The sequence below is a fragment of the Mycobacterium sp. E1715 genome (genome assembly GCF_001667625.1).
GTDB lineage: Bacteria > Actinomycetota > Actinomycetes > Mycobacteriales > Mycobacteriaceae > Mycobacterium.
Genome location: NZ_LZJJ01000202.1, coordinates 1 through 10,964, shown reverse-complemented (window position 1 = coordinate 10,964; position 10,964 = coordinate 1). Strand labels below are relative to the sequence as shown.

General features: G+C 69.4%; 16 protein-coding genes. 3 read left to right on the top strand and 13 right to left on the bottom strand.

Going from position 1 to position 10,964, the window contains the following annotated elements; all coding sequences use genetic code 11:
• Positions 1-712, top strand: a 712-nt coding sequence (locus A9X03_RS11265) for an alpha-hydroxy-acid oxidizing protein (protein ID WP_082974469.1), incomplete at its 5' end; no start/stop codon positions are given.
• A gap of 11 nt (positions 713-723) precedes the next feature.
• Positions 724-1,974 carry a glycosyltransferase gene (locus tag A9X03_RS11260; protein WP_068261069.1) on the top strand — a complete coding sequence of 417 codons (1,251 nt, stop codon included), beginning with the start codon at positions 724-726 and terminating at the stop codon, positions 1,972-1,974.
• Here A9X03_RS11260 and A9X03_RS11255 read toward each other — a convergent pair.
• The 6 genes from A9X03_RS11255 to A9X03_RS11230 form a co-directional block, all read right to left on the bottom strand.
• Entirely contained in the window at positions 1,971-2,552 is a 582-nt protein-coding gene (locus A9X03_RS11255) for a MarR family winged helix-turn-helix transcriptional regulator (protein WP_068261066.1), read from the bottom strand. The two genes, A9X03_RS11260 and A9X03_RS11255, sit on opposite strands and share 4 nt — an antisense overlap.
• Before the next feature lie 141 nt (positions 2,553-2,693).
• Entirely contained in the window at positions 2,694-3,029 is a 336-nt protein-coding gene (locus A9X03_RS11250; RefSeq protein WP_067751119.1) for a DUF3140 domain-containing protein, read from the bottom strand.
• Positions 3,030-3,032: 3 nt separating this feature from the next.
• Positions 3,033-3,248, bottom strand: coding sequence for a DUF2945 domain-containing protein (locus A9X03_RS11245; protein ID WP_067751116.1), 216 nt, complete (start codon positions 3,246-3,248; stop codon positions 3,033-3,035).
• A gap of 12 nt (positions 3,249-3,260) precedes the next feature.
• Positions 3,261-4,745 carry a DUF2867 domain-containing protein gene (locus A9X03_RS11240; RefSeq protein WP_068261073.1) on the bottom strand — a complete coding sequence of 495 codons (1,485 nt, stop codon included), beginning with the start codon at positions 4,743-4,745 and terminating at the stop codon, positions 3,261-3,263.
• A 4-nt stretch (positions 4,746-4,749) separates the two neighbouring features.
• Positions 4,750-5,172, bottom strand: coding sequence for a hypothetical protein (locus tag A9X03_RS11235; protein WP_068261064.1), 423 nt, complete (start codon positions 5,170-5,172; stop codon positions 4,750-4,752).
• Positions 5,173-5,347: 175 nt separating this feature from the next.
• The gene (locus A9X03_RS11230; protein WP_068261061.1) at positions 5,348-5,641 is read right to left on the bottom strand and encodes a lipopolysaccharide assembly LapA domain-containing protein; all 294 of its coding nucleotides are present in this window, start codon (positions 5,639-5,641) and stop codon (positions 5,348-5,350) included.
• Positions 5,642-5,743: 102 nt separating this feature from the next.
• Here A9X03_RS11230 and A9X03_RS11225 point away from each other — a divergent pair, with 102 nt between their 5' ends.
• A complete protein-coding gene (locus A9X03_RS11225) occupies positions 5,744-5,992 on the top strand; it encodes a hypothetical protein (protein ID WP_068261058.1) in 249 nt (82 codons plus the stop codon).
• Here the strand turns inward: A9X03_RS11225 and A9X03_RS11220 are convergent.
• The 7 genes from A9X03_RS11220 to A9X03_RS11190 form a co-directional block, all read right to left on the bottom strand.
• Positions 5,982-6,341 carry a DUF2784 domain-containing protein gene (locus tag A9X03_RS11220; RefSeq protein WP_231969175.1) on the bottom strand — a complete coding sequence of 120 codons (360 nt, stop codon included), beginning with the start codon at positions 6,339-6,341 and terminating at the stop codon, positions 5,982-5,984. The genes A9X03_RS11225 and A9X03_RS11220 overlap by 11 nt on opposite strands.
• A gap of 13 nt (positions 6,342-6,354) precedes the next feature.
• Entirely contained in the window at positions 6,355-7,365 is a 1,011-nt protein-coding gene (locus A9X03_RS11215) for a DUF5914 domain-containing protein (RefSeq protein WP_068261055.1), read from the bottom strand.
• The gene (locus A9X03_RS11210) at positions 7,362-8,897 is read right to left on the bottom strand and encodes an FAD-dependent oxidoreductase (RefSeq protein WP_068261052.1); all 1,536 of its coding nucleotides are present in this window, start codon (positions 8,895-8,897) and stop codon (positions 7,362-7,364) included. The genes A9X03_RS11215 and A9X03_RS11210 overlap by 4 nt, the downstream gene beginning before the upstream one ends.
• Positions 8,894-9,619, bottom strand: coding sequence for a class I SAM-dependent methyltransferase (locus A9X03_RS11205; protein ID WP_068261049.1), 726 nt, complete (start codon positions 9,617-9,619; stop codon positions 8,894-8,896). Before A9X03_RS11205 ends, A9X03_RS11210 begins: the two co-directional genes overlap by 4 nt.
• Positions 9,606-9,917 (bottom strand): lycopene cyclase domain-containing protein, encoded by a 312-nt coding sequence (locus tag A9X03_RS11200; protein WP_067784910.1) that lies wholly within the window; start codon positions 9,915-9,917, stop codon positions 9,606-9,608. Before A9X03_RS11200 ends, A9X03_RS11205 begins: the two co-directional genes overlap by 14 nt.
• A complete protein-coding gene (locus A9X03_RS11195; RefSeq protein ID WP_068261045.1) occupies positions 9,914-10,237 on the bottom strand; it encodes a lycopene cyclase domain-containing protein in 324 nt (107 codons plus the stop codon). The genes A9X03_RS11200 and A9X03_RS11195 overlap by 4 nt, the downstream gene beginning before the upstream one ends.
• On the bottom strand, positions 10,234-10,964 hold a 731-nt coding region (locus A9X03_RS11190; protein ID WP_068261042.1), incomplete at its 5' end, for a phytoene/squalene synthase family protein. The genes A9X03_RS11190 and A9X03_RS11195, both read right to left, overlap by 4 nt.

Below are 10,964 nucleotides of genomic sequence, written 5' to 3'. Positions count from 1 at the left end.
GGCCGCGGCCAGCTTCACCGTCCGCGACGTGGCCCCGGATGTCTTGCTGTTCGGCAACATCGGCCTGGCCCAACTGACGAAGGCCGCCGTGCCCGACCTGGCAAAGGCTTTGGAGCGGGTGGGCGCCGATGCGCTTGCGGTGCACACTAATCCGTTGCAGGAGGCGATCCAGCGCAACGGTGACACCGACTTCTCCGGCTCGTTGGCCCGGCTGCGGGACGCTGCCGACGCGATAGAATGCCCGGTGCTGCTCAAGGAGGTCGGTCACGGAATCGGCGGGACGGCCGCCGCGGAATTGGTTGGGGTCGAGGGACATTCGCCGATCGCCGGCATAGACGTCGCGGGCGCCGGTGGCACCTCGTGGTCGCGGGTCGAGCAGTTCGTCCGCTACGGCGAGCTGCGTTATCCCCACCTGGCCGACTGGGGCATCCCGACGGCGCGGGCGATCGTGGAGGTGCGTGAGGTGCTGCCGGACATCCCGCTGGTGGCTTCCGGCGGGATCCGCACCGGCATGGACGCGGCCAAGGCGCTCGCATTGGGAGCCGATGTCGTGGCGGTGGCACGACCTTTGCTGCCGGCCGCGATCGATTCCGCTGCGGCCGTTGTCGATTGGCTGCAGCCGTTCATCGATGAACTTCGCGTCTGCCTGCACGGCTGTGGCGCAGCAACCCTTTCCGCCCTGCGCGCGGTCGACCTGACTCCCGTCCCATAGCTGGGTGCGACATGGCGGTGATACTGGCCTATGGATCGCCGGCCCTGGGCCACCTGTTGCCGGCCGGCGCCCTGCTGACCGAACTCGCCGGCCGCGGTCATGAGGTGCATGCACGCACCATGGCGGGTGGCGTCGCGACGATGCGCGCGGTCGGCGTCCACGCCGAGCCGGTCGATCCCGCGGTCGAGTCGATCGTCGGCGAGGACTGGCGCGCCCGAAACGCACTGGGAGTGCTGAAGCTGACCATCGATGTGTTGTGCCGGCGCGCGGCACTCGAAGTCGAGGATTTGCGACGGGCCGTGTCCGCCGTCCGGCCGGATGCGGTCATTGTCGACGCGAACTGCTGGGGGGCCATGTCGGCCGCGGAGGCAGGCGATACGCCGTGGCTGGTGTTCTCGCCGTTCACGCCCTACCTGCGGTCTCGCGGCGTGCCGCCGTTCGGTCCCGGGCTGCGCCCACTGCCGGGCATTCTCGGCGAACTGCGCGACGCCTCGGTGCGGCCGATCGTCCGGTATCTTTTCGACCGCCCAATGCTGCCGCGGGTCAACGAGATTCGCGCCGGGCTGGGGCTGTCGCCGGTCGTGTCGGTCGACGACTTCGTGCGGCGGGCACCGCTGTTGCTGGCCGTCGGCGGCGAGCCCTTCGAGTATCCCCACCCGGGATGGGCCGGTTTGGTTCACCACATCGGCGCGTGCGTGTTCGAACCCGCGCAGGCAACCACACCGGAGTGGGTCGCTGACATCAACCGGCCGGTGGTGCTGGTCAACACGTCATCGATCAGGCAGCCCGACGCCGCCCTCGGACGGATCGCGTTGCGGGCGCTGGCCGACGAGCCCGTCCACGTGGTGGCGACGTTTCCGGCCGGCATCCCGGCGGACCTCCCCAGGCCGGCGAATGCGACCGTCTGCCGCTTCGTCCCGCACGCGGCCCTGTTGCGGCGGGCCAGCTGCGCCATCACCCACGGCGGGATGGGCACGACGCTGAAGGCCCTCGACCGCGGCGTGCCCGTCTGCGTCGTGCCGTTCGCGCGCGACCAGGCGGAAGTCGCCCGGCGGGTGGAGGTCGCTCGCTGCGGCACCCGGCTGGCGGCCAAAAGCCTCACGCCGGCGCGGCTGAGGGCGAAGGTGCGCGAGGCGACCACGATGACGGACGGCGCCCGCCGGGTGGCCGCCGGATTCGCCGCAACGGGCGGGGTGCGGCGCGGGGCCGAGCTGATCGAGCAGCGGGTGCTCGGCTCCGCGGCCCGTCGGCCGGTGTCCTAGGCGGGTTTGTCGCCGGTGTGCACGGGACGGCGGCGGACCCTGCTGGGGCCGCGCTTTCCGTCCGTCTCCGGGGGTTTGGAGTCAGGGGTGGCGAGTTGCGCTTCGAAGGTGGACATCGCCGCCATCATCGCCTGGAAAACTCGGTGTGCGGCGGTCAGATCGCGGTCGGGCACGTCGGCGAGGGCCTCGTGCAGGTGCGCGCCGAGGGGGGTGAAGAACGAGCGGGCCAGCGCCATGCCCGATTCCTCATAGCGCAGCAGCGTCTTGCGCCGGTCGTCGGGATCCGGCTCGCGCCGCAGGTGGCCGGAGTCGATCATCCGGTCCACCAGGTACGTGATGGCGGCGGGCGACACGTCCAGGCGCTGCCGCAACTGCGCCGGCGTCAGCGGCGTTCCGGCCGTCTCGGCGACCATGATGTGCAACAAGGCGTGTAAGTCGGTGCCACCGACGTCATTCTGGCGGGCGAAGTGTCGGCCGATGCGGTCCGATTGCGCCGTGAGTGCGCGCATGTCGGCCGACATCAACTTCTCGAGTTCGGCTCGGTCCATTCGCCGGTCTGCGGCGCCGCGCTTGGTCACTTATCGGTGTCCTTCTTGCGAGATTCGCCGACCAGCGTATCGGCGACCGCCACACGCGCGCCGCGAACCCCGATAAGTGTCTCGCATTTGCACCGGATTGGTCGGCGAACACGCGGACGCCGAGGGGACCGCCGTGCGCGCTCAGGACTTCGTCGGGTCGTGCCCCCAGTTCATCAGGGAGTACCGCCATGCGCTTTCGCGGATGTCGCCCTGGGGGCGTTGGGCCAGGTGGCGATTGGCGTAGCCGACGACCTTGCGCATGTGCGCGTACTCGTCGGGCCCGAGGTCGCTCCGTTTGGTCTTGAGTATCGCGACAATGCGGCGCCCACTGGCGTGCCCGGTCGACTCGTCGCCGCCCTGCCTCTGTCCCACGCGCTGCGATTCCTCGGTGGCGAGCCATTTTTCCAGCTCGCGAGCGGTCATGTTGACCGTCTTCTCGAAGCGGTCCCAGGTGGCTTTCTCGTCCTCGTCGGCCATCGATCAGTCCGCTCGGCGTAGCGCGCCCGGCTTGTGCACCGCGTCAGCGCCCGTCTTGTCGCTGCGCACCCGGTACTGAGGCTCGTCCTTGGACGCCCGCACGGTGCGTCCGGCGGCTTCGGCGTCGGAGGTGATTTCGGCCTCCACCGTCCCGCGAACGGTGCTGCCGTGGCTCTTCCACTCGACCTTGTCGCCCTTGTGGAATTCCTTGTCGGTCATCTCGCTCTCCTTTCAACAGTGCGACGGAGCCGCCTCCCGGGTCACGCCGCCGCGTGCCGTGGCCGTGACGTCGCGCGCAATGCCGCCGAACACCACGTCGCGATACGGTGCCGACGTGTTCCAAAAAAGTTGCCCCGCAAGCCCGTAGGGCTGGAAGAGGGCCCGTTGGTGGTACCAGGAGCCGCCGTTGTCGTCAGCGCTCGCCGACAGCTCGAGCCACAGGCGCCCGGGCAGGGGGAGGTCGGCGCGCAATCGCAGCAGTCGAGGGGTGTCGATGCGCTCCACCCGCCACCAGTCCAGGGCCTCGCCCTCGTGCAACTTCTGCCCGTCGAGCGTCCGGCGCCGCGGCCGGAGGGCCCCGAGCGTGCCGTTGATCCATCCGCGCAGGGGCCATTCCAGCGGGAACGCCGACCAGTTGCGCTCGGCGACGGCGGTTTGGATGGCACGCCAGAGCGTTTCGGGGTCCGTGCGGCTATTGCGTTGGCGCACATCCTCGTACAGCGATCCGCCCGACCATTGCGGGTCGGTCGGCAGCGGTCGGGAAGGCGCACCGTTGGTGTCGGCGCGGGACCACCGGGTGCGCAGGTCCTGTTCGCGCACGTGCGCCAGGGCAAGTTCGACGGCCTCTTCGTAGTGCGTCAGCCCGCCCTCGGGATCGGGGATGTAGCGGGCGATGTCGTGATTGGCACACACCACGTCGTTTTCCAGCGACTCCATCAACGAAACGGCCAGCTGACGGGGGAGTGGGGTGAGCAGGTCCACGAACGGCGCCGACAGCCGCGGGCTCAACAGCGGCACCGGGACCGCGGGCCGCCGGGGCAGGCCCGCGATCACGGCGTATTTGCGGATCATCTCCGTGTAGGTGAAGCGGTCGGGTCCGCCGATGTCGAAAGGCCGGTTCACGTCGGAGGGCAACTCGGCCGCGTGCAGCAGGTAGTAAAGCGCGTCGCGCACGGCGATGGGTTGGACGCAGGTCCTCAGCCAGCGTGGGGCGACGATCAGCGGCAGGCGCTCGGTGAGGTACCGCAGCATTTCGAAGCTGGCCGAGCCCGCCCCGATGATGGCGGCCGCGCGCAACTCGACGGTCGGCACGCCCGAAACCCGCAGGAGCAGCCCCACTTGGGCGCGTGAGGCCAGATGGTCGGAGAGCCGCTGCCCGTCGGGCGTGATGCCGCCGACGTAGACGATGCGCGACAGGGCCGCCTGGTTTGCGCACTCCGCCACGTTGCGTGCGGCGCGCTGGTCGAAGTCGACGAAATCGGAGCGCATCAGCGAATGCACGAGGTAGTACAGGACCTGCTGACCGTCGAGTGCCCGCCGCACGGCGCCGGCGTCGATGACGTCGCCCTGAACGACCTCGACATCTGCGCGCCATGCAACGTCGTCGAGCTTGGCCGGGTCGCGCGCCAGCACGCGCACGGAGTGCCCGCTCGCGAGCAGCTGCGGGATGAGCCGCGTCCCCAGGTATCCCGTGGCGCCGAACACGACGCAATGCATCAATTCACTCCTTCGCCGAGTGGTCGTCGGGGGTGGTGGTGTGGGCGGGATGTCCCGCCGTGCGCCGGCGTTCCTTGAGCTGCGCTTCGTGGACATGGCGACGTCCTTCGGTGAGCCGGTCGCGCACCAGCCGCTCGATCTCGCGGAAACAGCGGTAGTAGCCGTCGTCGTAGTCGTCGACCACCTGGAAGGTCCACCGACCCGGTAACACGTTGCGCCCGACGAGTTCCCGGCTGATGTGCTGGGCCAGCTCGGCGTGTCCGATCTCCTTCAGCCGGGCCACCGCGTCGTCGAGTTGCAGGTCGGCGCGCCCGGTCAGCTGATGGAACGAATACAGGTGTCCGCGGGCGCGCTCGACGGTCTCCAGAGCCTCGGTGACTTTGCCCACCGCCTGCGCGACCGCATCACTTGTTCCGTTGTGGCCCATGAGTTCCTCCCGCCCTGTCGCTGTGGCATTCCCGGTGAAACCTGAACCGAATCGCCGCGCGGGGGTCTAGCCGTTTAATTTAATTAATATTTAAATTACTGGTCAGACTGCGGACGCGCCAGCAGGCCGCATTGGGGAATGCTTTGCTGAGGAAGGGTTTTGCGCGCCGCGAGAATCAAAGCGCCTTGAGCTGCTTTTTGGCCGCCCTGCGCAGTTGGATCATCCGGGCGGCGCCGACGAGCACCGTCGTTGTGGCGCCGGCCACCGCCGACAGCAGGTAGCCAACTCCGACCGGCAGGTTCCAGTGGAAAGCGAGGAAGTGCACGGTTATCGAGTCCGTGTTCTGCGCGACGAAGATGAGCAGCACGATCAGGATCAGCAGGCCGACCACGAGGGCCCACCATGCGGCCGCTAGCCGGGTGAACGATCGCGATGACGGCTCGGCGGGAACGCGCGATTCAGTGCTCATGCTGGTGACTAGCCCCCAGCGCGGTGAGCCAAACCCGTTGAAGCGCGAAATCCTCTCGCGCGGTGGCGTTTGATTCGCCCGCTCCGGGGTATGAGAGCTGCGATGACTGTCAAAGAGATGCCGAGGCGCGTCTGGCGTGGCCGGCGCACCGTGGTGCGCCTGCAGCGCGACTTGTGGCTGGCGCAGCTGGCCCTCTGGCCGACCTTGATCCTCTCGGCCGTCGCGGTTTCGGTTGCCACGTGGGCGTTGTGGCAGCGCAAATCCCGTCGGCTTCAGCACGAAGCGGCGCCGCCCGTCACGGATTCGGCGGCCGCCGGCGGTCCCGCGGCACAGCCCGGCCTCAGCGGCTGACGCGCCGCTCGAACAGGCCCCAGGAGATGGCGGCCCATAGAAACGCGAATGCCTGCGCGACACCGACGCGGCCGGACGGCACCAGCAGGCCCGCGACATAGCGGTCGACGAACCCGGTGGTGGGCAGGGGATCCATCCCGGCGCGGCGACGCGCCCACGATTCCGCCGACGTCAACGGGCAGGGCAGCTTGAGCGCGACAACGGCGACGCCCCAGACGACGGCCGCCCGGTGCAGCACGATGGTGCGCGGCCAGCGCAGCGCGAGGAAGCCGCCGACCGGCACGTAGGCCAGGTAGGCGAGGTGCACAGCAACGGTCAGGACGACGGCGGCGACATACCCTTTCCGCACGGCGATTTCCCAGTCAGCCGAGGCCGGCGCGTACCTGGTAGCGGCGCTCGGCGTAGGCGAGGTCGTCGCGCCAGAGCCTGTTGGCTGCGAAGCGCATAAGAGGGGCGACCACGGGGGCGGCCCGCGACGCGCGCGCGAACCCCGGCCGGTCCGAATGCGCGATGGTGGCTTCCAGCACGGCGGTGCGGGGGAGGCCGTCGGGGCCCGATCCGATTGGCGTGGCGTGGGTTTCGACAGTACTGCCGGTTCCCTCGCCGTCCACGATGCGCATGACGATCGTGCGGGCCTCCGGGCAGCTGAATTCCGCGACGACCGGAACGCCGAGGCGGCCCATCCTGAAGGTCACCGCCACCAAGAAGCGATCGACGGTTTCGGTTGGGGTGGTGAGCACTTCGAGCCGGGTGAACGAATAGGGGTGGAACCAGGCACCGTGCCAGGGATCCAGCCGGTTGGCGATGATGTCGGCGGGCTCGCACACGCCCGCCATCCGGGCGACGGCGGCCAGAGTGTCGCCGGTCGGCCGGGCCGGTATCACCGGTTCGGCCGACGGCTCTTCGCCGCCCGCCTTGTCGAGCCGAACCCACACCAGGACACCGTCGTCGTGGCCGGGCAACGGGCTCCAGCCGAATTCGCGCGCCCGGCCGTCCAGGGCAAGTCCGTGCCATCGGCAGATCAGCGTGCCGTCGTGTACCGTCCCGGTGGCCAGATCCGCCCCCAGGTGGGGGCAACCGCGCGGACCGACGCGGAGCCGGCGCTCGTCATCGCGCCAGGCGACGATGTCAACCCCGGCGATCCGGGCGCCGAACGGCCGCCCGGGGCGGACATCGGCGCTGCCGGCGAACGCGAACCAGTTCCCGGTGGGCCTGCCCTGGGCCCGTTTCAGCGCGCCGTCGATGATGGCGGGCTGCGCATCGCGGTAGGTCGGGCGCTGGTCGGCCCACGGGGTGCGCGGAATCACTTGCAGCGGCCAATCTTTGGTCCGCGCGCCCGGCCATAGGTGCTGGAGCTGTTCGCGAATATTCATCGTTGAGTGGATCCTTCGCGGGTGGCGAGCCATCGCAACAGGGCTGACCGGCCTCGGGTGGGTACGGTGACCAACGGGTGCCCGGCCAGTCCCCATCTTCTCAGCAAATGGTTCGCGGCGCACCAACCGGTCGTGGCGGCGCGCTCCATCAGCGCGACCGGCAAGTCGATGCGGACGGCGTCGCCGGCCAACAGCAGGCCCGGCTGGGGGCTGACCACCGCCGGGCGGTCCGCATAGGAGCCGGGCGCAAACAGCGGGCAATCGCTGCGGTGCAGCAGTCGCTCGCAAACGACCTGCGCCGCCGCGGTTTCCGGGTACACCTTGCGCAGCTGCCGCAGCGCCGCCGCGCGGGACGGCGCGGCGTCGAGGGCGTAGGAATGCAGTTCGACGACGGAACCGTGGTGCGCACGCGACCACTCGGCGGCCTGGCGTTCGTAGCGCTCCAGCACGCTGATGTTGTCCAGTGGCTCGTGGCCGGCCGTGCCCAAAAACGCCTGCCGCTGCGCCTCGACGGGGCGATCGAGCCACAGCCGGTGGACCGCGAAGGGCGGCGCCGTCCGCAGCCGCGCGATCTGTGCGCGCCAGTCGTCCGTGGCCAGCCCGGTCGATGCACCCACGACACGCTGCAGGCCGGCCACATCGGTGGCCAGCACGGCGGCGTCCGCGTCCAGGCGCTCACCCGAATCCGTCCACACCCGAAACGGCTCCGCCGAGCCGGCCTCGATGCGAGCGGCGCTGGTGCCGAGGCGAAACCCGACGCCCCGCGCCTCGAGGTATCGGCGCAGCGGCTGCCAGAGGGCGGTGTCGTAGTTCGACGTGGGCACATCGAAGATCAGGCCTTCGGACGAGCCGAGGAAGTAGATGTGAAACATCGCCGCCAACTCGGCCGCGGACAGCTTCGAAGGGTCGGCGAAGAAGCTGCGGGAGAACACCTCGAACGCCAGATGCCTTGCTGCTTCGGGGAATCGGATGCTCTTGAGGAATGTCGCGGCATCGAAGTGGTCGAGGCGCTCGTAGATCCCGGGCACCGACACCGCGGCCAGCGGCGCGGCCGCGCGAGCGTCGATATGCAGGAAGTCGCGAAGCCGGAAGGTCGGGCTGCGGGCGGCGAAGGCCACCGCGTTCCAGGGTGGGGTGCGTGGTAGCCCCCGGAATGTGTCGCGCCGCCCCGCGCCGTCGATGAGCGGATAGTCGTCGACGGGTGTGAGCATCCGCAGTTGCGGTTCGATGCGGCGGAGCAGGGCGCGCAGGTTGTAGTACTGCCGAAAGAACGCGTGGAAGCCCCGATTCATGGCGAGGTCGGTCCCGTTTTCGCGTTCGGTCCAGCCGCCGACCCGGCCGCCGAGGTAGTGTTCGCGCTCGATCACTTCGACGGCGACGCCGCGTTCGGCCAGGCCGGTGGCAGCGGCCAGCCCCGCGATGCCGCCGCCCACGACGACCACTCGGGGTCGTGACGCCAGCGCTCCGGCATCCGGGAATCCGGTTGGTGCGGCGAATGTTTCGCGCTGGCGATCGGTGCCGAGGTCCGTCATTGCGGCGCGTCCGCCAGGAAGGTGTGCACGATGTTGGCCTCCCAGCCCGGCATCGTTTCGCTGTGCACGGCGGTGAAGCCCGCGTCGGCGAGGCGGTCCCGGAATCGGGCCGCGCCGTCGAACTCGAGCACGCTGCGCCACAGGTAGCGGTACAGCGCCGCGTCGCGGGTGCGCCACCATCCGGCGGGAATGATGATGCCCCAGCACACGGCGTGCCAGATTCCGGTGGCGGCGGGGGAGTCGCGCACCGAGTACTCGTGCACCGCGAGTGTGGCACCGGGTCGCAGCAGGGTCCGGAGTTTCCGCAATTGGCCGTCCCGGTCGGCGAGGTTGCGGATCAGGTAGGCGGCCAGAATTCCGTCGAACGGCCCGGTGATCCCGTGCTCGGCCAGTTGCTCGACGGGGGTGTGCACGAATCGCACCGACCGGGGCCAGGTCTTCGCGGCCGCAGCGTCGAGCATGCCCCGCGACGCGTCGACGGCGACGATCTCGGCCTCCGGGGCGACGGCCAGCAGCGCGGCCGTCGACGCGCCCGTGCCGCAGCCGGCGTCGAGCAGGCGTAAGCCCTTGCCGCGGTCACGTATTCGCATGCGGCGGGCGGAGAGAAGCAATTGGTTGTGATAGCCGGGGCTGGCACCCACCAGCCCGTCGTACGCCGCCGCTCCGGCGTCGAAGGCGGCCGACAGTTCGCCGGGGGTCGGGCCGGCTTCACCGACGCGCACGTTGGCGTTCCCATCCCAGCAGCACCGCGGTGGCGAGTGCGAAGCCGAACAAGAAATCCTCGACCGGGATGTCGAAAGGGAAGCGCAGGCCGGTGATGTGGCGGGGGTCGTAGCTGACGATGGGGGAACTGAGCTTGGTCAGCCATCCGTCGACCGGAACCTGGAACCCGAGAATGATCAGCATCGACAGCCAGTACGCCGGCCGTCGGAAGAGCCCGGTGCGCAACACCGCCAATTCCAGTGCGCACACGGCGAATACCGATGCGACGGCCGGAACGGTATAACCCAGGCCGCTCACCGCCGGTTGACCCTGCCCAGGATGGTGCTCACGGCGTTGTAGGTGAGCAGCGCGCAGATCGGAATGACGATGAAGAACAGCACCTCTTCGATCGGCACCCGGAACGGGATGTCCAGGCCGGTGATGTATTCGCCGTTGTACGTCCACACGTGCGCGGCGATGGCGATCTCGTCCCAGACCAAAAACACCACGGCCACGGGCAACACGGCCTTCACCAGCCGCCGCCATTGCCGGTAGACGCCGGGGCCGAAGAACTCCAGGGGCGCCGTGATCGCCAGGCATGCGGCGAGGACCAGAAGATACTGCCAGCGATCGGTCATGCGGCCCCCGGGGCATCGGCAACGCCGGGCGAACTACTGCGCGCCCGCCACGACCGTATCAGCCCGATGCCGGCGACCTGCAGCCGTCGGGCTCTGCCGACCGTGGCCCGGTGATTGAACACCGCGAAATCGCTCTCTTCGATGCGGTCCAGGATTTCGGAGTACAGCGCCGCTGCGGTCGCCACGCACGGTCGCGACCGCGGGCTCAGCATGCCGATGCCGGCGGCCGCGAATCGGTAAGTCTCGCGGGTGATCTCGTGCTGGGCGGCGAGCGCCTCGCGCACCCGCGCGTCGGTGCGGCGATTGCGGTGACACCAGGTCAGCAGCTCGCGATCCACACCGTGTGCGGCGAGCTCGTCGGCCGGCAGGTAGACCCGCTGCCGCAACAGGTCTTCGTCGACGTCGCGCAGGAAGTTGGTGAGCTGAAACGCCCTACCCAGCGCCGCGGCGTAGGGCGCGGTCTCCTCGACCGGCGCCACGGTGCCCAGGACCGGAAGAACCTGCAGGCCAATGGCTTCGGCGGATCCACGCATGTATAGGTTGAGCGCACCGCGGTCGGGATAATCGGTGACCGTCAGGTCCATCCGCATTGACGCCAGGAAGTCGTCGAACAGCTCGGTGCCGATGCGGTAGCGGCGGGCGGTGTGGGTGACCGCGGCGAGCACGGGGTCGTCGAGATGGTCTCCGCCGGAGAAGAATTGGTCGGCGAGTTGCTGCAACCGCATGC